The sequence below is a fragment of the Pantoea sp. ICBG 1758 genome, from assembly GCF_002928325.1.
GTDB lineage: Bacteria > Pseudomonadota > Gammaproteobacteria > Enterobacterales > Enterobacteriaceae > Pantoea > Pantoea eucrina.
The window spans coordinates 317,164-339,790 of the sequence record NZ_POWL01000003.1 but is presented as its reverse complement, the minus strand read 5'-3'; the positions used below and the strand labels follow the sequence as shown (position 1 = coordinate 339,790).

21 protein-coding genes and 1 tRNA gene are annotated in these 22,627 nt (G+C 56.9%); 10 read left to right on the top strand and 12 right to left on the bottom strand.

Annotated elements, in window-relative coordinates:
• Positions 1–86 precede the first annotated feature (86 nt).
• Entirely contained in the window at positions 87–1,307 is a 1,221-nt protein-coding gene (locus C1Y41_RS13325) for an MFS transporter (RefSeq protein WP_104085605.1), read from the top strand.
• A 48-nt stretch (positions 1,308–1,355) separates the two neighbouring features.
• On the opposite strand, the gene C1Y41_RS13320 is transcribed toward C1Y41_RS13325, so the two are convergent.
• Positions 1,356–3,734 carry a glucose/quinate/shikimate family membrane-bound PQQ-dependent dehydrogenase gene (locus tag C1Y41_RS13320; RefSeq protein ID WP_071669153.1) on the bottom strand — a complete coding sequence of 793 codons (2,379 nt, stop codon included), beginning with the start codon at positions 3,732–3,734 and terminating at the stop codon, positions 1,356–1,358.
• Positions 3,735–4,023: 289 nt separating this feature from the next.
• Positions 4,024–4,617 carry a hypothetical protein gene (locus C1Y41_RS13315; protein ID WP_039382101.1) on the bottom strand — a complete coding sequence of 198 codons (594 nt, stop codon included), beginning with the start codon at positions 4,615–4,617 and terminating at the stop codon, positions 4,024–4,026.
• 418 nt (positions 4,618–5,035) lie between these two features.
• Here C1Y41_RS13315 and C1Y41_RS13310 point away from each other — a divergent pair, with 418 nt between their 5' ends.
• On the top strand, positions 5,036–6,277 hold the full coding sequence (locus tag C1Y41_RS13310) for an MFS transporter (RefSeq protein ID WP_039382105.1): 1,242 nt from the start codon (positions 5,036–5,038) through the stop codon (positions 6,275–6,277).
• A gap of 76 nt (positions 6,278–6,353) precedes the next feature.
• On the opposite strand, the gene C1Y41_RS13305 is transcribed toward C1Y41_RS13310, so the two are convergent.
• From C1Y41_RS13305 to C1Y41_RS13295, 3 genes are all read right to left on the bottom strand, one after another.
• Complete coding sequence (locus C1Y41_RS13305) at positions 6,354–6,644, bottom strand: DUF1330 domain-containing protein (RefSeq protein ID WP_039382107.1); 291 nt, start codon at positions 6,642–6,644, stop codon at positions 6,354–6,356.
• A complete protein-coding gene (gene yghU, locus C1Y41_RS13300; protein WP_104085604.1) occupies positions 6,644–7,525 on the bottom strand; it encodes a glutathione-dependent disulfide-bond oxidoreductase in 882 nt (293 codons plus the stop codon). The genes C1Y41_RS13305 and yghU overlap by 1 nt, the downstream gene beginning before the upstream one ends.
• Positions 7,526–7,626: 101 nt before the next feature.
• Complete coding sequence (locus C1Y41_RS13295; RefSeq protein ID WP_104085603.1) at positions 7,627–8,646, bottom strand: LacI family DNA-binding transcriptional regulator; 1,020 nt, start codon at positions 8,644–8,646, stop codon at positions 7,627–7,629.
• Positions 8,647–8,650: 4 nt separating this feature from the next.
• Between C1Y41_RS13295 and C1Y41_RS20040 the strand changes: the two genes are divergently transcribed.
• Positions 8,651–8,821 (top strand): hypothetical protein, encoded by a 171-nt coding sequence (locus C1Y41_RS20040; protein ID WP_158249869.1) that lies wholly within the window; start codon positions 8,651–8,653, stop codon positions 8,819–8,821.
• A 54-nt stretch (positions 8,822–8,875) separates the two neighbouring features.
• On the opposite strand, the gene C1Y41_RS13285 is transcribed toward C1Y41_RS20040, so the two are convergent.
• Positions 8,876–9,760: a sugar phosphate isomerase/epimerase family protein gene (locus C1Y41_RS13285; protein ID WP_039382117.1), complete on the bottom strand. Its 885-nt coding sequence runs from the start codon at positions 9,758–9,760 to the stop codon at positions 8,876–8,878.
• Between the two features lie 267 nt (positions 9,761–10,027).
• Between C1Y41_RS13285 and C1Y41_RS13275 the strand changes: the two genes are divergently transcribed.
• The 3 genes from C1Y41_RS13275 to C1Y41_RS13265 all read left to right on the top strand — a co-directional run bounded on the left by C1Y41_RS13275 (position 10,028) and on the right by C1Y41_RS13265 (position 13,299).
• A complete protein-coding gene (locus tag C1Y41_RS13275) occupies positions 10,028–11,050 on the top strand; it encodes a LacI family DNA-binding transcriptional regulator (protein ID WP_104085601.1) in 1,023 nt (340 codons plus the stop codon).
• Between the two features lie 145 nt (positions 11,051–11,195).
• Positions 11,196–12,119: a TIM barrel protein gene (locus C1Y41_RS13270; RefSeq protein ID WP_104085600.1), complete on the top strand. Its 924-nt coding sequence runs from the start codon at positions 11,196–11,198 to the stop codon at positions 12,117–12,119.
• Between the two features lie 10 nt (positions 12,120–12,129).
• Entirely contained in the window at positions 12,130–13,299 is a 1,170-nt protein-coding gene (locus C1Y41_RS13265) for a Gfo/Idh/MocA family protein (RefSeq protein WP_104085599.1), read from the top strand.
• A 48-nt stretch (positions 13,300–13,347) separates the two neighbouring features.
• Here C1Y41_RS13265 and C1Y41_RS13260 read toward each other — a convergent pair.
• The 5 genes from C1Y41_RS13260 to aspA all read right to left on the bottom strand — a co-directional run bounded on the left by C1Y41_RS13260 (position 13,348) and on the right by aspA (position 18,794).
• A tRNA-Phe gene (locus C1Y41_RS13260) sits at positions 13,348–13,423 on the bottom strand.
• Positions 13,424–13,529: 106 nt separating this feature from the next.
• Positions 13,530–14,108: a transcriptional regulator gene (locus C1Y41_RS13255; protein ID WP_104085598.1), complete on the bottom strand. Its 579-nt coding sequence runs from the start codon at positions 14,106–14,108 to the stop codon at positions 13,530–13,532.
• A gap of 64 nt (positions 14,109–14,172) precedes the next feature.
• The gene (locus C1Y41_RS13250; RefSeq protein ID WP_104085597.1) at positions 14,173–15,858 is read right to left on the bottom strand and encodes a protein-disulfide reductase DsbD; all 1,686 of its coding nucleotides are present in this window, start codon (positions 15,856–15,858) and stop codon (positions 14,173–14,175) included.
• 82 nt (positions 15,859–15,940) lie between these two features.
• Positions 15,941–17,242: an anaerobic C4-dicarboxylate transporter gene (locus C1Y41_RS13245; protein WP_071669144.1), complete on the bottom strand. Its 1,302-nt coding sequence runs from the start codon at positions 17,240–17,242 to the stop codon at positions 15,941–15,943.
• Positions 17,243–17,357: 115 nt separating this feature from the next.
• Entirely contained in the window at positions 17,358–18,794 is a 1,437-nt protein-coding gene (gene aspA / locus C1Y41_RS13240; RefSeq protein WP_039382126.1) for an aspartate ammonia-lyase, read from the bottom strand.
• A 376-nt stretch (positions 18,795–19,170) separates the two neighbouring features.
• On the opposite strand from aspA, the gene C1Y41_RS13235 reads away from it, so the two are divergent.
• The 4 genes from C1Y41_RS13235 to C1Y41_RS13220 all read left to right on the top strand — a co-directional run bounded on the left by C1Y41_RS13235 (position 19,171) and on the right by C1Y41_RS13220 (position 22,353).
• On the top strand, positions 19,171–19,623 hold the full coding sequence (locus tag C1Y41_RS13235) for an FxsA family protein (RefSeq protein WP_039382127.1): 453 nt from the start codon (positions 19,171–19,173) through the stop codon (positions 19,621–19,623).
• A gap of 194 nt (positions 19,624–19,817) precedes the next feature.
• Complete coding sequence (locus C1Y41_RS13230) at positions 19,818–20,111, top strand: co-chaperone GroES (RefSeq protein WP_039382130.1); 294 nt, start codon at positions 19,818–19,820, stop codon at positions 20,109–20,111.
• Positions 20,112–20,157: 46 nt separating this feature from the next.
• Positions 20,158–21,807 carry a chaperonin GroEL gene (gene groL, locus C1Y41_RS13225; RefSeq protein WP_104085595.1) on the top strand — a complete coding sequence of 550 codons (1,650 nt, stop codon included), beginning with the start codon at positions 20,158–20,160 and terminating at the stop codon, positions 21,805–21,807.
• A gap of 198 nt (positions 21,808–22,005) precedes the next feature.
• Positions 22,006–22,353 (top strand): DUF4156 domain-containing protein, encoded by a 348-nt coding sequence (locus tag C1Y41_RS13220; RefSeq protein ID WP_039385686.1) that lies wholly within the window; start codon positions 22,006–22,008, stop codon positions 22,351–22,353.
• On the opposite strand, the gene C1Y41_RS13215 is transcribed toward C1Y41_RS13220, so the two are convergent.
• Complete coding sequence (locus tag C1Y41_RS13215) at positions 22,338–22,607, bottom strand: hypothetical protein (protein WP_104085594.1); 270 nt, start codon at positions 22,605–22,607, stop codon at positions 22,338–22,340. The genes C1Y41_RS13220 and C1Y41_RS13215 overlap by 16 nt on opposite strands.
• Positions 22,608–22,627 lie beyond the last annotated feature (20 nt).

The window sequence follows — 22,627 nt, the reverse complement described above, 5'->3', positions numbered from 1 at the left end:
GCAGGCTGGCAGGTAACTCTCCGGCACCCTCTGTTTTCTCTCTCTCCGCGCAGGTAGCCTGATAAAAACAACCGCCGGGAGAGGGTATGTCACACGCTTCAGTATCATTAACAGCTGAACAGCAACACTGGAAGTGCAACCTGCTGGTCTGCACTCTGGGGTCATTTACCACTATCGTCGCCATGACGCTGCTGCTGCCGTTTCTGCCGATCTATGTTCAGCAGCTTGGGGTTGAGGAGCCGGCGGCGATCGCCCGCTGGTCGGGTGCCGCCTATGCGGCCACGTTTCTGAGCGCCGCGCTGACGGCGCCGCTGTGGGGCCGGCTGGCAGATCGCTACGGACGCAAACTGATGCTGATCCGCGCCAGCCTCGGCATGGCGATAGCCATGTCGCTGATTGGTATGGCCACTGCACCCTGGCAGCTGGTGGCGCTGCGCCTGCTGGCCGGGCTGCTGGGGGGATACGCTTCCGGATCCACGATTTTGGTCGCTGCGCAGACGCCAAAAGCCCACACCGGCTGGGCGCTGGGTATCCTCTCAGCAGGCATTATGGCGGGCAACGTCGCGGGGCCGCTGCTGGGCGGAATATTGCCGCCGCTGATTGGCATCCGTCACACCTTCTGGCTGACGGGCGCGGCGATCTTCCTCGCGTTTCTCGGCACGGCGTGTCTGCTGAAAGAGGCACCGCGGCAGCCCAAAGGCGCAGCCACGGCAGGGCAGGCCGCTGATGAGCCGCCGGCGAATCTTCGGGTGGTGCGACTGATGTGGCTCACGGCCATGCTGATGATGTTTGCCACGATGTCAGTGGAACCTATTATCACGCTCTATATTGCGCAGTTTGTGCAGGGCGAGCACGCGATAACCGTCAACGCCGGGATTGTGATGGCGGCGGCGGCGCTGGGAAGTATTCTTGCTGCGCCGCTGGCCGGGCGGCTGGCGGACCGCATCGGGCACGGGCGAGTATTGCTTGCCGGGCTCGCGGCCAGCGCGCTGCTGCTGATCCCGCAGGCGTTTATCAGCCACGTATGGCAGCTTACCGGCCTGCGTTTTCTGATGGGCGTGGCGCTGGGCGGACTGCTGCCCTGCATTACCACGCTGATACGCCACCACGTCCCGCAGCAGCAGACGGGAAAAATGCTGGGCTATGCGACCTCGGCACAGTATGCCGGGCAGGTGACCGGACCGCTCTGCGGCGGGATCGTGAGCGGAGCGTTTGGCATGCAGCCGGTGTTTCTGCTCACCGCGCTGATGATGGCGCTGTGTGCTTTACTGGTACGCGGCGTGGTGCAGGAGAGACAGAGCGCATAAAAAAGGCGGGCCACCGGCCCGCCTGATTTATTCTGCTGTTACGAAAGGTTATTTCGTATCAGGCAGCGCATAGGCAACCACGTAGTCGCCCAGTTTGGTGCCAAACGAACCGTGACCGCCAGCTGCAATGACAACGTACTGCTTGCCGTTCGCTTCATAGGTCATCGGCGTTGCCTGACCACCGGCTGGCAGACGCGCCTGCCACAGCATTTCACCGGTGTTGGTATCAAACGCACGCAGATAGTTATCTGCCGTTGCGCCGATAAAGGCAACGTGTCCCGCGGTAGTGATTGGGCCGCCCAGCATTGGCATACCCATCTTAAACGGCAGCGGCAGTGGCGCGCTGTCGCGCACGGTACCAATGCGTTTTTTCCACACGGTTTCGTTGGTTTTCAGATCCACCGCTGAAATGTAACCCCAGGCTGGCTGTTTGCACGGCAGGCCGAAAGGTGACAGGAATGGATTCAGCTCAACGCCAAACGGCACGCCATACTGCGGCTGCACGCCGGTTTCAGTACCGGAGCCGCCTTCCGCACCTTTCGGTGGCTCAGCCGGGTTGCCCGGTCCGCGTGGGATCAGCTTCGAGACAAACGGCAGCGCCATTGGGTTAGCGATGGCAATCTGACGATGTGGATCAACGGCGATACCACCCCATTCAAACATACCGAGGTTACCCGGGAAGACCAGCGTACCCTGTTCAGACGGCGGCGTGAACGGACCGTCATAGCGCAGGCGCTTGAAGATCACGCGGCACACCAGCTGGTCGAACATCGTCGCGCCCCACATATCCTTGTCAGTCAGATTCTGCTTAGGACGGTAGGTCAGCTCAGAGTAAGGCTGCGTCGGTGATACGTGGTCACCTTTCGCTGCGCCCTGCGGAACCGGGGTTTCCGGTGCCGGTACAACCAGCTTGCCGTTGCGGCGATCCAGTACAAAGATGTTACCGGTTTTCGCCGGCGCGTAGATCACCGGAACGGTGTTGCCATCTTTGTCGGTGATATCAGCCAGCGTCGGCTGAGAAGGCAGGTCCATATCCCACAGGTCGTGATGCACGGTCTGATAAGACCAGACCAGCTTACCGGTGGTGGCATTTAGCGCCAGAACGCTGTTCGCATAACGCTCCTGCTCAGGCGTACGGTTGCCGCCCCAGATATCCGGGGTAGAGACGCCCATTGGCAGATAAACGATATCCAGTTTCGGATCGTAAACCGCCGGTGCCCATGAGTTCGGTGAATTCAGGGTGTAGGTGTGCTCATCTTCCGGAATCGCGTTAGGATCTTTCGCGCCCGGATCGAATGCCCACAGCAGTTTGCCGGTGTTGACGTCAAAGCCGCGGATGACACCTGATGGCTCACGGGTAGAGTAGTTATCGGTTACGGCACCGGCGATCACGATAGTGGTATCGGTGATAATCGGTGGTGAGGTCGGTTCATACTGACCAGGGGTGGTAACCGGCTGCTTGTGCTGCAGATCCAGCTCACCGTTGTTACCAAATGCCGGGCAGCGTTCGCCGGTTTCCGCATCCAGAGCAAACAGACGACCATCATTGACCGGCAGATAGATGCGACGTGCGCAGAGTGCCGGCTGAGTTGCCGCGCTATCCGCTGCTGCAGGGGTTTCATGATAGGAAACGCCGCGGCAGGTGATGTGCTGGAAGGTCGGATTCTGCTTCAGAGCCGGATCAAACTTCCACTTCTGTTTACCGGTTGTAGCATCCAGCGCAAAGAGGATTTGATGCGGTGAGCAGAGATAGAGCGTGTCGCGGATTTTAATCGGCGTCACTTCATCAGTGATTTCACCCGGATCGTTAGCATTTTTCAGATCGCCGGTCTGGAACTGCCAGGCAACCTGCAGCTCTTTGACGTTGCTGGCATTGATCTGCTTCAGCGGAGAAAAGCGGGTACCCTGCTGATCGCGCGCGTACGCCGGCCAGTCAGCATCAGCAATATTGCTGATAGGCTGAGTCTGCGGGGTGGTCGCTGCAGCGGGCAGCTCGCCATTCAGCTCCTGCGGATCGTGGAAAACAGCCCACGCCAGAACCAGTACGCTGGCAATCAGCGCCACCAGCATCGCGCCTCTGCCGGCAGGATTGAACGTGCGATAGACGAAAGGCAGGATCAGCCAGATACCGAAAATCACCAGTACATCGGTGCGCGGTGCCAGCGCCCAGAAGTCAAAGCCGACTTCCCATACGCCCCAGATCAGCGTGCCAAGCAGCAGCAGCGCATACAGCAGCAGCGCGGCGCTGCTGCGACGCCAGAGCAGAACAGCGGTGATCAGCATCATCACACCGCCAATAACGTAGTACCAGGAACCTCCAATGGTGGCTAACCAAATGCCACCAACCAGCATAAACGCGCCCGTTAGCAGTGCGAACAGCACCGTGAGCAGGCGGATTACGCCAAAAGATGAGGAAGCTTTCCCCATAATATTGACCTCTTTCTTTGCCATAGAAAAACAAAGGAAACAACGCTTCAGGCTGTTTCCCGACATAGAGTACGAAGTGAGCAGAAATGTTCACGCAGCGTTCTTCCGTGACGCCAGATGATCCCTTTGCGTTAAATTTTATCTTAAAAACGTTAACGAGTTTGCTTTTTTTAGCGGTTTTAACTCTGTCGGACCAAATCACACGACATTTTATGGCGGAATAGCGGCGTTAATTCCGATCAAATCAGGTGGCTGCGCCGCGAAGTAGCAGATTGTGTAAACGGTTACCCTAAAAAAGCGTGCCGGGTGTGCGCTGCTGCTGCCAGCCGCTTAACTGCAGGCGCTGGTAATGTTCGCTATTCAGCGTCAGCTGTGCGGTGCGTAATATAACGTCTGCTTCTCTTTCTCTCAGAGACTCAATTAAAAACGGAAAGCTGAACTTGAGGTAATTATCGTTAAAAAAATCCTCGGATAAAACCACACCGCTAAATGGAAACGCCACGATCTTTTTCCACTCTGTTCCCGGCGGCGCGAGATCGCACAGCCAGAATGAGAAGTGGTGCGCAACGGCAAGCAGAGGGGCACCACCCTGTAGCAGCCCTGCATAATCAATTGCCAGACGGACGTGGGCAGCCTGCAGCATCGGATAATTTTCCGGGGCACGTAAAAATTCCATCAGGCTATTTCCCGCCAGCGGAATAATTATTAGTTCAGGGGTATCAGGCAACTGATTATGCAAAGCAATTATGTTATGTCCATTAAGTAATGTATCAGCGTCCTGCTCGCAATGCATAAAGGGTGCTGAATAACACACGCCGCACAGCGTGTTGTCAAAGCGATGAATACGCTCAGTAACATAAGGATTATAAGTACTGTTTTTCATGTATCTCTGCAAAAAAATTATTAACCGGAAAGATATGTTTTATTATAAATGCGTGTTATGACTGAAATTTACCGGCGGCTAATATAGATCGAAAGAGAGTGTTAAATCACCTTTTTTTACCTGTCTCTGATACAGAGATATTCCTGGCGTTAAAAGGGATAATTAAGCTGTTAATTCAGTAATCAATAAATCAATACCGGTATTCAATCAATAACAATCACTCTCCTGATATATAGAGACCAATGTTTATCTGCCAGGCAGTTAAGTTTTTGTTTCAAAAGCGCACAACCTGCCATTGCCTGCCAGAGTGATATCACGCACGCTCAGAGAGACAAAACGATAACAGAAGTCACTGCCTGGCTTCTGACCAGATTAGTGCAATGACGCTAATCAGTTAATCATTTCAGGATGGGATCGCATGACAGGTATAAAAAGCTCTGCTGCAGAAGACTCTCTGCTGCGGCATCGACCGTTTGTGGCTTTCTGGCTGGCGCGCACCTGCTCGTCATTCGGCTTTCAGATGTTTTCAGTGGCGGTCAGCTGGCAAATCTATGCCCTGACACACAGTGCGCTGGCGCTGGGTATGATCGGCTTAATGCAGTTTTTACCCTCGGTACTGCTGGCGCTGCCGGCTGGTCATCTGGCCGATCAGCACGACCGTCGTCGCATTGTTCTGGTGGGACAACTGATTGAGTGGGCAGCGCTGCTTGGGCTGGTGGCGCTGACGCTGCTGCACTGGGCAGGAAGCGTTGAGATCTGGGGACTGGTGTTTCTGATCTCAGTGGCAAAGGCGCTGGAGTGGCCGGCTATCACCTCTATGCTGCCGGCGCTGGTGCCGCCGCCGGTTCTGGCCCGTGCGATGGCTGCCAGTTCAGTAGGCGGTCAGGCGGCGGTGATCGTCGGCCCGACGCTGGGCGGCCTGCTTTATGTCGCCGGGCCTGAAGTGGTGTATGGCGTTTCCGCGCTGTTCTATCTCTTCTCTATTGTACTGATTAGCCGCCTGCGCTACGCGCGGCCGCCGCAGTCGCGCATGCCGATGAACCTGACCAATATGTTCGCTGGCGTGCGTTTTATTCGCGAGCGCAAAGATGTGCTGGGCGTGATCTCGCTTGACCTGTTTGCCGTGCTGCTGGGCGGGGCCACGGCGCTGCTGCCGATTTTTGCGCAGGATATTCTGCATACCGGGCCGTGGGGGCTGGGCATGCTGCGCGGCGCACCGTCAGTCGGAGCGCTGGTGGTGGGCGTCTGGCTCAGCCGTAATAAGCTGGAGAAGCACGTCGGTATGATTATGTTTGGCTCGGTAGCCGGTTTTGGTCTGGCGACGCTGCTGTTTGCGCTCTCCACTCAGCTCTGGCTGTCGCTGCTGGCGCTGGCTGCGCTGGGGGGATTTGATATGGTCAGTATGGTGATCCGCGGTGCGCTGGTCCAGCTCGATACGCCGGATGATATGCGTGGTCGCGTCAACGCCGTGAACGCTATTTTTATCAATACGTCCAATCAGCTGGGGGAGTTTGAATCTGGCCTGCTGGCCGCATGGCTGGGGGCGGTACCGGCGGCCGCGCTGGGCGGAATAGGTACGCTGATAGTGGTCGCCGTCTGGATGACGCTTTTCCCGCATCTGCGCAAACGGCAAAAGCTGGAGAATGAAAGCGGCGTGTAGATGAGGGTGCCCGGCGCAGCATCACGCCGCCGGGCACATCAGCAGACCGGCAGCCGGTCTGCCTGGCGTCGGCGCGTTATGCGACCCCGTTGACCAGGATAACGCGGTAGTTAGCGCCTTTCACGCGGTGCGCTTTCGCTTCCTGATAAGCCGGACTGTGATACCAGGCGCGCGCGGCGTCCATATCGGCAAATGCCAGAACGACAACGCCTTCGGCATCCCGGCCTTCCAGCACTTCCTGCTCGCCATAAAAAGCCAGCGGCGTGATCTGATGATCGCCACGCGCGTCGCCCGCTTTCTGTGAGTAGGTTGCCAGCTCATCTTTGTCCAGCGTCTCATCCTTAATCATTACCATGTAAGCGGTCATTACTTCTCTCCCCGTGCCTGACGTTTATCTTCGGTGTTGTGTTCAAAATCGCTGGCGTCATGCCGCTCCAGCAGCTGATCCTGCGGCTCAGCGCCAAAGGCGCGATTAACTTTACGTCCGCGTACTACCGCCGGACGCTCCGCGATCTCTTTCGCCCAGCGCACCACGTTGGTGTAAGCCTGCACATCCAGAAACTCTGCTGCACCATACAGGCCATTCAGCACCAGGTTGCCATACCAGGGCCAGGTCGCGATATCCGCAATGGTATAGGCGTCACCTGCGAGGAAACGGTGATCCGCCAGCTGGCGATCCAGCACATCCAGCTGACGCTTCGCTTCCAGCGTAAAGCGGTTGATGGCGTATTCAATTTTCTCCGGTGCATAGTGGTAGAAGTGGCCAAAGCCGCCGCCAAGATAGGGTGCAGAACCCTGCAGCCAGAAGAGCCAGTTCAGGGTTTCAGTGCGGCCCGCCACATCTTCCGGAATAAAGTAGCCAAACTTCTCCGCCAGATAGAGCAGGATATTACCTGATTCAAACACCCGCTGCGGTGGCGTCACGGAGTGGTCGCTCAGCGCCGGAATTTTAGAGTTAGGGTTCACATCAACAAAACCGCTGGAGAACTGATCGCCTTCACCAATGCGGATGAGCCAGGCGTCATACTCCGCCTCTTTTACGCCCACCGCCAGCAGCTCCTCCAGCAGAATAGTGACCTTCTGACCATTTGGCGTACCGAGCGAGTAGAGCTGCAGCGGATGCTTCCCGACCGGCAGCGCCTGCTCATGCGTGGCGCCAGCGGCAGGGCGGTTCGTGCTGGCGCCGTTGCCTTTGGCTTCCGGTTCCCAGGTCCAGACTTTTGCGGGCTGATACTGATTATCTGACATCGTCATTTCACCTTATGGTCGTGAGCGTTGCGCTGCCACTGAGTGTAGCAGCGCAATTCCGCGCCGATTTAACCGCGCTGGCGGTGAGCGGGTTTGCGGGATCAGGTACAGTTCTCCTGGGTATAGAGCATAAAGTCGACTTTGCCCGGCGCGTAAGTATCAGGCTGCTCGCGCTCTTCCAGATGCCGCAGCAGCAGGGTCAGAGCGAGTTCAGCGTGGCGCTGCGTGTTCTGATCGAGGGTCAGGGTCAGGATGCGCTGCTGCAGCAGCTGGCGCGTAGTTGCATAAAGTTCATGCGTCACATAAACCGTGCTGCCGCACAGCCGGTGGCGCGCCAGCGCTTCATAAATCTGGGTATTGCCCATGCCGGTGTTATAGAGTCCGGCGATCTGGCGCGATCCCGCCAGCGTTTTTTCCAGCAGCCGGCTGATGCGTTCGCGATCGTCCTGGCCGGCGAGGATCCCACGCAGTCGCAGCTGCGGAAAGCGCTCAGCCAGCACCTGCTGAAAACCTTCAATACGCTGCTGGTGCGCGAGGTAGTCAGCGCGACCGCTGATCAGCACCACATCCCCTGTACTGGCCGCCATGCTGCCGAGCATCAGGCCCGCCGTGCGTCCCGCTTTGTATTGATCGATACCGACATGGCAGAGCCGGGGCGCGTCAGGCAGATCGCTCACCAGCGTGATGACCGGCACGCCCCGCGCCTGGCAGCTGGCCAGCGCCTGATAAATCAGCGGGCTGGCGTGGGCAAAAACAATCAGCCCGTCCATTCTTTTACTGCCGGCATCGATATGGGCCGCCAGCTTCTCCGGCGCATCTTCCGGGATAAGCGTGCGATGCAGCCGGACCCGCCGGTAGCCCAGCGCATCTGCCAGACGGGCAAACTCCTGCGCCAGCTGCTGAAAGAAGAATGAGCCGTTGCCGCTCAGGATGACCTCTATCTGCCAGCTGTGGCGATGCTCCTCCGGCAGAATACGTTTTAAGCCCGCCTCCCGGGCCGCCTGCAGCACTTTTCGCGTCATCGCGGGCGAGACGCCCCCGCGATCGTTCAGGACCCGATCCACGGTTGCGACGCCAACGCCTGCGCGCTTAGCCAGTCCGGCCAGCGTGGTTGCTTTCATTCGAGTGAATTCCATCAAAAAACTGCGTTCTGACAGCCTGCCAGAACGGGATATTTTGACAAGACAGGGCATTCTGAAGTGTGAGCTAAAGGAGGAGATCCGCAGCTTTGCTGTTGATATGGCGATGATAATAGTGCCGCTGCAGAAGGGCGCGGTGATGCCTGGCGCGATGTAAGCGGTGCGTTTCCCCCTGCAGGGCCCAGGGGGAGAATACTACCCGATGCGGCAATCAGAGGTTCAGCAGTTCGCGCTCAATCAGTTCGCGCGTCTCTACCGCCTGATAGCGCATCTTCTCCGGATAGCCGAACAGCGCCGCTGAGATAATCGACTCACCGCCGACTTTGAAGCTGCGCCGGGCAAAATCCATCTCGCGCAGCGCTTCAAACAGCGCATCGAAGTTGACTTCCCCTTCTCCCACCGCGACGTGCTGATGGATGGTTGCGTCCACGCCGGGCGGATTCACAATGTAGCGGCAGTGTTTGGTGTGGTTCATGGTATCGGCGATCAGCATATGCGACAGATCGTCGCCAGCGTAGTGCAGCATGTTTTTCACATCCCCTTTGCCTTTGTCATAATAGAAGGTGTGGGGCGCACTATAGATATACTTCACGTTATCGCTGCGAAACGACTTCACGATATCCGCTGTTTCATTGTTCTCTTCGCAGAAATCCCACGGGTGCGCCTGGATTTCAATGCGGATCCCTTCACGCTCGACAATCGGCAGCAGCTCCTCCATAGAGCGGTAGAACATCTCTTCGCAGATCTCTGGCTCATTAGGGTTGCCGGAGAGTTCGGTATTGATAACCTGCACGCCCATTTCAACCGCAATCTCAATCATGCGCTTCCAGTTTTTTACCGCCGCCTGACGCCGCAGCTCGTCGGGTCCCGACCAGCGATAAACCGTGATGAAGGAAGAGATTTCGGTGCCGGTGGCGTTCAGCGCATTTTTATATTCACGCAGGATTTCGCGGCTGGCTTTGGGGTGTTTATAAAAGGGATTGATCTGCGGATGGGGTGATTGCTCAATATATTTATAGCCCCATTCCGCCACCTGATGCACCATCCGGGTAATGCCGAGATCCCGGATAACGTCCACGTCAAAAGCAATTTTCATGCTGTCGCTTCTCCTGCGCGCCCTGTCGCGCGCTCTTGATATGCAGAGTGAAATCACTATAGGGAACCGGTATGTGGCGATCTATACGTTTGCTGATGGATTTCAATCAACCGGATATTACCCGGTACAGAAACTGTACGACTTTTATGGTATTAAATTTTATCGAGGAATTTTGCGAGATAGCGCAAGAATAAGATAATTTTTCATCGATTTTTTATCCGATTATATTCATTATTTTGATAGCTTTTTATCAATGAGACAAACGGAATGAGCAAAGTCACTTTACAGGCTGTCGCTGCAGCTGCCGGTGTGGGTGTAGCAACCGTGGATCGGGTACTGAATAATCGCGCGCCGGTACGTCCGGCAACAGCACTGCGGGTGCGCAACGCCGCGCAGCGACTGGGCTATCGTCTGATCTGTGAAGACGCCACTGGCGTAGTGTCAGCCAGCGCAACGCTGCGCATGGGATTTATTCTGCTGCCGGCAGGCTACTCTTTTTATCAGACCTTACAGGATGCGCTGCGTCAGCATGCGCTGCCGCTGCATCCGCCCGGCAGTGAACCCCTGTTTTATACGCACGATATCCACGATGTGACCTCGGTCGTGGCCTCGCTATATACGCTGGCTGAGCAGGTGGATGTGATTGCGCTGGTGGCGCTGGATCATCCGCTGATTCGGCACGCCATTGAACAACTTTCGTTGCGTGGTATACGCATCTACGCGCTATTCTCCGATTTCTCTCCCTGCGGCCATGCCGGCTATTTTGGGCTGGATAATCAGAAAGCCGGGCGTACGGCTGGCTGGCTGGCAACGCACCTGCTGCAGGCCAGAGGTATCGCCGCGGTGCTAACCGGAGATCACCGTTTTACCTGTCAGGAAAGCTGTGAAATTAGTTTTCGCTCCTATTTGCGTGAGCAGCAGAGCGCGCTGCAGGTGCCGGAACCGCTGCAGACGCAGGAGACCCGCGCCGGTGGTTATCAGGCTGCCAGCACGCTGCTGGCACAGCAGCGCGATTTAGCTCTGATTTATGCACCCTGTGGCGGGATCGAAGGCGTTATTCAGGCGCTGCGTGAACAGCCCAAACGAAAAGTCGCGCTGATTTGCCACGGTCCGGTCGAGCAGGGAGAGCTGGCGCTGATTTCTGGAGAGATCACCGTAATGCTACGGCACGATCTGGATGAGATGGCAGTGCGCATAACGCAGACTCTGCAGCAGTGCAATATTGCAGGCGATCGCCACTTTTCCCGCGTCACGTTGCCTTTTGACATTGTCACCCGGGAAAACCTTTGAAGTGCATAATGCAGTTTTTGATAAAAAACTATCATTAAAATGATGATAAATAATTTGATCACTATCAATATTTGAAAGTTATGCGATTGCTGATGATGAAGTTTTAATCTGATACTGGTGCTCTCTTTCTGCGCCAGGAGCAATCATGATGATCCATATTGCTAACGCGCCCTGCAGCTGGGGCGTTGACGATTCTAACAATCCTTTTCTTCCCCCGTGGCAAACCGTTCTGAAGGAGGCTGTGCAGGCTGGCTATCCGGCAATTGAGCTGGGACCGTGGGGCTATCTGCCTGTCGATCCTGTGGTGTTGCGCGAGCAGCTTACTGCGCACCAGATTTCACTGGTCGCGGGGACGCTGTTTGATGACCTGGTCAGCGAAGAAAACTTTCCTGCCATGGTTGCCCTGACGCACAACATTTGCCGCACCCTGATACAGGTTCCCGTTGCCGCGGCAACGCCCGGCTCGCGCTATCCCGCACCCTATCTGGTGATTATCGACTTTGGTAATGCGCAGCGTGCGCGCTATGCCGGTCAGCCCGACAGGGCGCCACGTTTGCCGCCCGCAGCCTGGCAGCGTCTTATGCAGCATATCACTACGCTTAGTCAGATCTCCTGGCAGGAGTATGGCGTACGCGCGGTGATTCATCCGCATGCAGGCGGCTGCATTGAATTTGCCGACGAGCTGGCACAGCTGGCACAGGATCTTCCCTATGAGACGGCAGGATTGTGTCTCGATACCGGACATCTTTACTACTCCGGTATGGATCCGGTAGCTACATTGCACGCTTACCGGGAGCGCATTGACTATCTGCACTTTAAAGATGTCAGTGAACCGGTATGGCGCGATGTCACCACTCGCGGCCTCGACTTTTTCAGCGCCTGTGCAGCAGGCGTTATGTGCCCGCTGGGGCAGGGAGCAATCGATTATCCGGCAATTCATACGCTGCTCGCAAAGTGGGATTACCAGGGGTGGATCACGATTGAGCAGGAGCGCGATCCGCGTCACGCCGCGACCAGCCTGCAGGATGTCACCGCCAGCCTGCGCTATCTGAAATCAACAGGTTTTTAAGGGGAATAATATGATCATTGGCATTCCGGTTATCGGGCGTTCACTGCGCTGGGGCATGATTGGCGGCGGCGCTACCAGCCAGATTGGCTATATCCACCGCTCGGCAGCACAGCGCGACGGTAACTTCACGCTGCTGGCCGGTGCATTTGACAGCGATGCGGCGCGGGGGCAGGCATTCGGGCTGGCGCTGGGCGTGGCACCCGATCGCTGCTACCCTGACTATCAGACGCTATTTGCTGCAGAGGCGGGCAGGGAAGATGGTATTGAGGCGGTCTCTGTCGCTACGCCTAATCACACCCATTTTGCTATCTGCTGCGCGGCGCTGAATGCCGGACTGCACGTGGTGTGCGAAAAGCCGCTATGTTTTACCTCAGAAGAAGCGCAGGAGCTCGCGCGCTTGTGCCAGCAGCAGCAGAAAATTGTGGGAGTCACCTACGGCTACGCCGGGCATCAGATGATTCATCAGGCGCGCGCGATGATTGCCGGCGGCGCGCTGGGCGACATCCGGGTTGTTAATATGCAGTTTGCCCACGGTTTTCACCACGAGGCAGTGGAACTGCAGAATGAAAGTACCCGCTGGCGCGTCAATCCGGCATATGTCGGACCGAGCTACGTGCTGGGTGACCTGGCGACGCATACGCTGTTTCTGGCGAAAACCATGATGCCGCAGCTGACCATTAAACGGCTGCTCTGCAACCGGCAAAGCTTTGTGACCAGCCGGGCGCCGCTGGAAGATAACGCTTTTGTCATGATGGAGTATGATAACGGCGCGGTGGGTACGCTCTGGGCTTCTGCTGTGAATTGCGGGTCAATGCATGGACAGAAAATCCGCATTATTGGCGCCAGAGCGAGCCTTGAGTGGTGGGACGAGCAACCCAACCAGCTGCGTTATGAAGTCCAGGGGGAGCCAGTTCGGATCCTGGAGCGCGGCATGGATTACCTGCATTCAGGCGCACGGGAAGATGACCGTATTGGTGGCGGACATCCGGAAGGGTTGTTTGAAGCCTGGTCTAATCTCTACCGCCGTTTTGCCCTGGCGATGGCAGCAACCGATCGCGGCGATAAAGCGTTTCTGGCAGATTTCTGGTATCCCGACGTGCATGCCGGCGTGACAGGTGTTTACTGGATTGAGCGCTGTGTGGCATCTGCCGACGCTGGCGCAGAGTGGGTCAGCTGGTAAAAAGCAGAAAAGCAAAAACCCGGCCATAAGGCCGGGTTTTCTGAATTGTGGTGCCCGAACCCGGAATCGAACCAGGGACACGCGGATTTTCAATCCGCTGCTCTACCGACTGAGCTATTCGGGCAACGGGGCGCATTAAACCTTAATGGCCGCAGATCGTCAACGGGTTTTAGCAAAAAAGCGCGCTATCCGTGACTGACTGCCTGCTTTTCAGGCATGTCAGCCCGTTTTCAGGCGAGTGCGCCGTTCTGACGACAGAGCGCAATGCTGAATACATCTTCCGCCAGGCGCCGGGCGGTCGCCACATCCTGTACGTTGCGTTTCACCAGCAGTTTGCTCAGGCAGCCCTCGAGGATCAGCTCCATCTGATCGGCCACCATCGCGGGATTATCCAGCGCCAGCTCAACCAGGATCTCATGGGTAAACTGCCATGAGTGGCGCTTCTGCTGCTCCGCCAGCTGGTGCACCGGCTGGTCAGGCTGCGGATAGAAGCTGCAGGCAGCAATAAACAGGCAGCCGGGAAACCGGCCTTTGCTGACATACTCTGCCAGCACGTCATAGCGCGCCATCAGCTTTTGCGCCGGAGTGAGCCGCTCATCCAGCTGTACCTGACGCCGCCAGCTGTCGATCTGCTGACCGTGATAGCGCAGTGCATCATAGAGCAGCGCATCGCAGTCGGGCCAGTAGCGGGTCAGCTGTCTGGTGCTGAGGCCGGTTTCACCTGCCAGCTGTGGCAGCGACAGGGTGGCCGCCAGGCCGTGTTGTTCGAGCACATTCAGCGCATGCTCCAGAATTTGTTCGCGTTGCACATGACTCTCCTCTGGAATATCGGCCCGCTCGTCGATGAGCGGGCAGTGGCTGAACCAGTGTCGTTTAACGCGGCAGATTCTGCAAATGCGCGCGAAACGCTGCCGCACGCAGAAAGCCGCTGATACGCGAATCGGGGATCTCGCGACCCTGCGCGTCAAAAAACAGAATGGTCGGTAATCCCGCCACCTGCAGCTGCTTCAGCAGGGCATTGTCCTGCGCGCTGTTTGCGGTGACATCCGCCTGCAGCAGCTGCACGTCAGCAAGCGCGCTGGCGACTGCCGGATCGCTGAAGGTATATTTTTCAAACTCTTTGCAGGCGACACACCAGTCGGCATAGAGATCGAGCATGGTGATGCGCCCCGGTGCCTGCTGCAGCGCCTGCTCAAGCTCCGCGCTGCTGCTGATGCGCTTAAAGGGCAGGTGTGCCACGCTCTGGCTTGCCGTAGCGCCAAACGCCCATTCCTGCAGCGGCCGCGCCATAATCAGCGCTGCCCCTAACATCACTACCGGCACAACGCGCCACCTGCCGCGCGCGTGCATGCTGTGAATAAATGCCCAGCTGAAAAACGCTACGCCCAGCAGGCTCCAGAGCCGCAAACCCCAGATATCACCGAGAATACGCTCCAGCAGAAATACCGGCAGCGCCAGGATAACAAACCCGAACGCCTCTTTTACCGTCTGCATCCACGGGCCGCTTTTGGGCAGTAGCCGATGACCAAAAAGCGTCACGGCGATCAGCGGCAGCCCCATTCCCACGGCGTAGAGCCACAGCGTGCCGGCGCCGGCCCACAGGTTTCCGCTCTGTGCGATATACAGCAGGATCGCGCTGAGCGGCGCCGTGGTGCAGGGGGAGCAGATAAGCCCGGCCAGCGCGCCCATGACAAATACGCCAGGCAGCGAGCCGCCGCGCTGCTGATTGCTCCAGTGCGCAAGACGCGTCTGCAGGCTGGCGGGCAGCTGCAGCGAAAACAGGCCAAACATCGACAGCGCCAGCAGAATAAACAGCAGCGACAGACCCGCCAGGACGTATGGATGCTGCAGCGCCGCCTGAAAGCGCAGCCCGGCCGCCGCGACCACAACGCCCAAAAGCGTGTAGGTCAGCGCCATGCCCTGCACATAGACCAGCGCCAGCGCCAGCAGCCGGCCGACGCTGTAGCGGCGTGCGCCGCCGAGGATAATGCCGGAAATCAGCGGGTACATCGGCAGGACACAGGGGGTAAAGGCGACGCCGATACCGATCAGCAGTGCCCAGAGCGGCGAGAAGGGCAGCGGCGTGGCGGCAGGCTGCGCCGTAACCGGCGCGCTGCCGCTGCTGACGGCGCTCAGCGGAACGGTACGGCTCTCCGGCGGGTAGCAGAATCCGGCCGCGGCGCAGCCCTGATACGTCACCGTCAGCGTGGCGCCCGCATCCGCCCGCTGCAGCGTCACCGGCAGCGTCACCGCCTGACGATAGATCTCGCTTTTGCCATAAAATTCATCTTCATGCGCTTCGCCAGCCGGCAGCGTCAGCGGGGCCAGCTGCGCGTGCTGAGCCGTAATCTTCATCTGCTGACGATAGAGATAGTAGCCGGGCCTGACCTGCCAGTTCAGCGTCAGCGTTGAGCCCCGCTGAGAAAAATCAAACTGAAAGGCCTGATCGACCGGCACAAAGCGGCTGGTGGATTTCGGCGCAAAGAGATCGGCCTGAGCCGACAGGCAAAGCAGCAGCGTCAGGCAGAGCGTCAGCAGGCGGGAAAGAGGTGCAGCCATAAAAGATTAATCAACTCCGGTAGTGCAGAAGCGGTGAGCATAGCACGACCGCTTCTGCACAGGATTTCACAATGTAACGGCGTCAGAGGATCAGACTGCCAAACAGAAAGCCAAACGCCACGGAAAAGGCGATGGCCAGTATGCCCGGAATGATAAAGGAGTGGTTAAAGACAAACTTGCCGATTCGCGTCGAACCGGTGTCATCCATTTCCACCGCGGCCAGCAGCGTCGGATAGGTAGGCAGGACAAAGAGCGCTGATACCGCAGCAAACGAGGCTACTGCCGCCAGCGGCGAGACGCCGAGCATCAGTGCTGCCGGCATCAATGCTTTGGTGGTTGCCGCCTGCGAATAAAGCAAGGTGGCGGCAAAAAACAGCACCAGCGCCAGCATCCAGGGATAGCGCTGCAGCATGTCACCCGCCAGAGTCTGGATCTCGCTCAGGTGCGCTTTGACAAAGGTATCGCCCAGCCACGCCACGCCCATAACGCAGATACAGGCGCTCATGCCCGATTTAAACGTGCTGGCACTGAGGATCTCACTGCTGTCCACGCGGCAGGTCAGACAGATCAGCGTAGCGACCGTGAGCATAAACACGACGATCGCTTCGTTACGCGGCAGCACCGGGCTGGCGAGCAGGCCCACGCTGTCGCTGATGGCGGTGGCATAGAGCACCACTGCCACAATGCCGGTCAGAAACAGCAATACGGCGCGGCGCGCGCCGGGTCGGGTGGTATACACTTTCTCACCGCGCAGCGTCACGTCGCCTCTGGCAAGTCGCGCCTGATAGATTGCATCATCCTTCAGCTCTGTACCCAGAAAGTTGGTGATCACTGCCGCGCAGAAGATTGCCGCCATCGTTGAGGGCAGCGCCACGCCCAGCAGCGCCAGATAGCTGACGCCGCGGGGTTCCAGTATGGAGGCAAAAAATACCACTGCCGCAGAGAGCGGAGAGGCGGTGATCGCAATCTGGGAGGCCACCACCGCGATAGAGAGCGGACGCGATGGCCTGACGCCCTGCTCTTTAGCAACTTCAGCGATAACCGGCAGCGTGGAAAAAGCGGTGTGGCCGGTGCCGGCCAGCAGCGTCATCAGATAGGTCACCAGCGGCGCCAGAAAAGTCACGTAGCGCGGATGGCGGCGCAGCAGCTTTTCCGCCAGCCCGACCAGGTAATCCATACCGCCTGCGACCTGCATGGCAGCAATCGCGGCGATAACGGCCATAATAATTTCGATCACATCAAACGGGATTGCGCCGGGCTTCATGCCGCATACCAGCGTCAGTATCAGCACTCCCAGACCGCCGGCAAAGCCGATTCCGATACCGCCCAGACGGGCACCGAGCCAGATCGCCATGAATACCACTGCCAGTTCCACTGCTATCATCCGTTTCTCTCCTCAGGCTGCAGAACGTGCCCCCTGAATGTTGTAGTCGCCACATATAAAAAAAGCACGCCGTATTGTATACAGGCGTGCCCGGGACGACGTGATCGGAAACAGATTACTGTTCGTTTTCGTCGGTATAGCGTTTCGCTTTATAGGTCGGATGCATCAGGTTCTGGACGGAGAAGATATCATCCAGCTCCGCTTCGGTCAGCAGGCCGCGTTCCAGCACCACTTCACGTACGCTTTTGCCGGTTTCAGCACAGACTTTACCCACGATATCGCCGTTGTGATGGCCGATGTAGGGGTTGAGATAGGTGACAATACCGATAGAGTTGAATACGTACGCTTCGCAGACTGCTTTGTTCGCCGTAATGCCGTTAACGCATTTTTCCAGCAGGTTATAGCAGGCGTTGGTCAGGATGCTGACGGATTCAAACAGCGCCTGGCCAATCACCGGTTCCATCACGTTGAGCTGCAGCTGACCGGCCTCAGACGCCATGGTCACCGTGGTATCGTTGCCGATAACCTTAAAACAGACCTGATTAACCACTTCCGGCACCACCGGATTGACTTTGGCTGGCATGATCGAGGAGCCCGCCTGCAGTTCCGGCAGGTTGATTTCGTTCAGGCCGGCGCGCGGACCGGAAGAGAGCAGACGCAGGTCGTTGCAGATTTTTGACAGCTTCACCGCCAGACGCTTCAGCGCTGAATGCACCATGACGTAGGCGCCGCAGTCGGACGTCGCTTCAATCAGATCTTCCGCCGGCACCACCGGCAGATTGCTGACTTCCGCCAGGCGCTGCACGGCCAGCTGCTGATAGCCATCCGGCGTGTTGAGGCGGGTACCGATTGCGGTTGCGCCAAGGTTCACTTCCAGCAGCAGCTCGGCGGTGCGCAGAATATTGCGGGTCTCTTCATTCAGCAGCACGTTAAACGCGTGGAACTCCTGGCCCAGCGACATCGGCACTGCATCCTGCAGCTGGGTGCGGCCCATCTTCAGAATGTTTTCAAACTCCACGGCTTTGCGCTGGAAGCCTTCGCTCAGCTGGGCAATCGCATCCAGCAGCTTGAGAATAGAGGCGTAAACCGCAATCCGGAAGCCGGTCGGGTAGGCATCATTGGTTGACTGGCATTTGTTAACGTGGTCGTTGGGGTTGAGATACTGATACTCACCTTTCTGGTGACCCATCAGCTCCAGGCCGATGTTTGCCAGCACTTCGTTGGTATTCATGTTCACCGAGGTGCCGGCGCCGCCCTGGTAAACATCTACCGGGAACTGATCCATGCATTTGCCGTTGTTCAGCACCTCATCGCAGGCCTGAATAATGGTATTCGCAATGTTGCGCGGGATCGTCTGCAGCTCTTTGTTAGCCAGCGCGGCTGCTTTTTTAACCATCACCATGCCGCGGACAAATTCAGGAATGTCGCTGATTTTGCTGCTACTGATATAGAAATTTTCAATCGCACGCAGAGTATGAACACCGTAGTAAGCATCCGCCGGCACTTCGCGCATGCCTAACAGGTCTTCTTCGATACGAATGTTGTTCGCCATGATTACCTTCTTATTATTGCTGCTCTGATACCGCCACGCATCCGGCATGGATGGAGAGCGAATAACACGCAGGTGAAGCAATTATATTGTCGTGGAATACCAGTGCCGACATTTTATCCATCTTCGGGCTGGCGGGCACGATCATATTCTGTCACGGCAGAAATGCTCGTACACAGATCACTTTACGGACATTTGCCCGGCAAGTGGTAATAACGATATGTGATGTATCTCTCACTTTTATGTCAAAAGGAATTATTTGGCCGGTGCGGTTGAAATCCACCGCGCGGGTGCCCATCTCACTACCTATGATCGTTACGATCGCTCTGTTTCTGCCGCCTGGCCTGTCGCGGGGCGGCCCAACTCACAGGAGACACCGGTGCGCTGGTTACCGTTTTTACTCTTTTTTGTCCTGGCGTGGATTGAGATCACGCTGTTTATCCAGGTAGCACATGCGCTGGGCGTGCTGCTGACGATGCTGCTGGTAATTTTTACCTCCTGTATCGGTGTGTCGCTGGTGAAAAATCAGGGCATGAAAAACTTTATGCTGATGCAGGAGAAGCTTGCGCGTAACGAAAGCCCGGCAGCGGAGATGATTAAAAGCGTCTCGCTGATCATCGCCGGTGTGCTGCTGCTGCTGCCCGGCTTCTTTACCGATTTTCTCGGCCTGCTGCTGCTGCTGCCGCCAGTGCAAAAGCTCCTGACGCTGAGGCTGATGCCGCATCTGCGCGTCTGGCGCGGTCCGGGACAGGGACCCGACAGCGGCGTAACGATGGATGGTGAATTTGAGCGTAAAGATCAGGATCGCATCGGCCACGATAAAGATCGCTGAGGTAAGCGAGGCGGCGCAAGCCGCCTTATTTGTATTCTTTTTAAGCGTTTGTAGCACAAACAAAAATTTTTTTATTTCTGTCCCCTTGAAACTCTCCTGTCTGCCCCTATCTCTTCCTGCACGAGGCCGGAACCCTCAAGCCCGGCGTTCAACCCAAAAATGAATGATTGGACTTCTCAAAGGAGAGCTACCAAATGAAAATTCGTCCGTTGCACGATCGCGTTATCGTCAAGCGTAAAGAAGTTGAAGCTAAATCAGCAGGCGGTATCGTCCTGACCGGCTCTGCAGCTGGCAAATCAACCCGTGGTGAAGTTCTGGCTGTTGGCAATGGCCGCATCCTGGACAACGGCGAGATCAAGCCGCTGGACGTGAAAGTAGGTGATCTGGTGATTTTCAGCGAAGGCTACGGTGCAAAAACCGAGAAAATCGACAACGAAGAAGTTCTGATCATCTCTGAAAGCGACATCCTGGCGATTGTCGAAGCGTAATTTACGCGTAATTCACTGAACGAAACGAATTTAAGGGAAATTTGAAATGGCAGCTAAAGACGTAAAATTCGGTAATGACGCACGCGTAAAAATGCTGCGTGGCGTGAACGTACTGGCAGATGCAGTAAAAGTTACCCTGGGCCCGAAAGGCCGTAACGTGGTTCTGGATAAATCTTTTGGTGCACCGACCATCACTAAAGATGGTGTTTCTGTTGCGCGTGAAATCGAGCTGGAAGATAAGTTCGAGAACATGGGTGCACAGATGGTGAAAGAAGTCGCGTCTAAAGCAAACGATGCAGCAGGCGACGGCACCACCACCGCAACCGTACTGGCACAGTCTATCGTTAACGAAGGCCTGAAAGCCGTTGCGGCCGGCATGAACCCGATGGATCTGAAGCGCGGTATCGATAAAGCTGTTATCGCTGCTGTTGAGCAGCTGAAAGCGCTGTCTGTACCTTGCCAGGACACCCGTGCAATCGCGCAGGTAGGTACGATTTCTGCTAACTCCGATGAGAGCGTTGGTACCCTGATCGCCCAGGCGATGGAAAAAGTGGGTAAAGAAGGCGTTATCACCGTTGAAGAAGGCACCGGCCTGCAGGACGAGCTGGACGTAGTGGAAGGTATGCAGTTCGATCGCGGCTACCTCTCTCCTTACTTCATCAACAAGCCAGAAACCGGCGCAGTTGAGCTGGAAAGCCCGTTCATTCTGCTGGCTGACAAAAAAATCTCCAACATCCGTGAAATGCTGCCAGTACTGGAAGCCGTTGCGAAAGCGGGCAAACCACTGCTGATCATCGCGGAAGATGTGGAAGGTGAAGCACTGGCAACGCTGGTGGTGAACACCATGCGCGGTATCGTGAAAGTGGCTGCGGTTAAAGCACCAGGCTTTGGCGACCGTCGTAAAGCGATGCTGCAGGATATCGCTATCCTGACCGGCGGTACCGTGATCTCTGAAGAGATCGGTATGGAGCTGGAGAAATCCACGCTGGAAGATCTGGGTCAGGCGAAGCGCGTTGTGATCAACAAAGATACCACCACCATCATTGATGGCGTGGGCGATCAGGGTGCTATCTCTGGCCGCGTATCGCAGATCCGTCAGCAGATCGAAGAAGCGACCTCAGATTACGATAAAGAGAAGCTGCAGGAGCGCGTAGCGAAACTGGCAGGCGGCGTAGCCGTACTGAAAGTAGGTGCCGCTACTGAAGTGGAAATGAAAGAGAAGAAAGCCCGCGTTGAAGATGCCCTGCACGCTACCCGTGCTGCGGTAGAAGAAGGCGTGGTAGCAGGCGGCGGCGTCGCGCTGGTTCGCGTTGCGGCTCAGCTGACCGATCTGCGTGGTCAGAACGAAGATCAGAACGTCGGTATCAAAGTTGCGCTGCGCGCAATGGAAGCTCCGCTGCGTCAGATCGTTTCCAACGCCGGTGAAGAGCCTTCCGTTGTGGCAAACAACGTGAAAGCGGGCGACGGTAACTACGGTTACAACGCGCAGACCGAAGAGTACGGCAACATGATCGACTTCGGTATCCTGGACCCGACCAAAGTAACCCGTTCTGCGCTGCAGTACGCGGCCTCTGTAGCTGGTCTGATGATCACTACCGAGTGCATGGTTACCGATCTGCCTAAAGGCGACGCACCTGATTTAGGCGCGGGCGCAGGCGGTATGGGTGGCATGGGCGGTATGGGCGGCATGATGTAATTGTCCCCGACAGCGTAAGCTATCTGCGAAACCCCCGACCGGAAACGGTCGGGGGTTTTTCTTTTGCTGGCGAACAGGGTATAAGTAGGGACGCGATCTTTCGGCTTTGTGGGTTCAGGGCAATGAATGTTCAGAAAAAAAGTGCGCTTTTCTGCTACGCTGCCGCCCGACACTGATGATAATAAAATGGGGATTACAATGCGGATTAACCTCTTGCCCGGACTGGCAGCGGGCATCATGCTGCTGGCGGGTTGCAGCAGCTCAAATCAGCTGAGCGCCGCTGGCGAACGCGTCACGTTTGTCGATGAGCAGCCAGCAAGTCAATGTCAGCTTCTGGGCAACGTCACCGGCTCACAGAGCAACTGGCTGAGCGGGGCGGGCGGCGAAAATAGCGCGCTGCGCGGTGCTGCCAACGATCTGCGCAACCGGGCGGCTGAAATGGGCGGCAACGTTATTTATGGTGCCACCAGCCCGACGCAGAATCTGCTTTCTGCGTTCGCGCCGCTCGACAGCAAAATGACCGGCCAGGTTTACAAGTGTCCGTAATAGCAGAGCAGCAATAAAAAAGCCGCGAGAGCGGCTTTTTTTATTTGCAGCGGAATGTGGGGGTTACGAGCCGCTGTGGTCGCCATTAATGGCGACCCTACATAAGCACGCCGGGTGCGCATCAGTTGCGGCACGTCTGCTTGCAGGGTGCGCATCAATTGCGGCACGTCTGTTTGCAGGGTGCACATCAATTGCGGCACGTCTGCTTGCAGAGTACGCATCAATTGCGGCACGTCTGTTTGCAGGGTGCGCATCAATTGCGGCACGTCTTTGT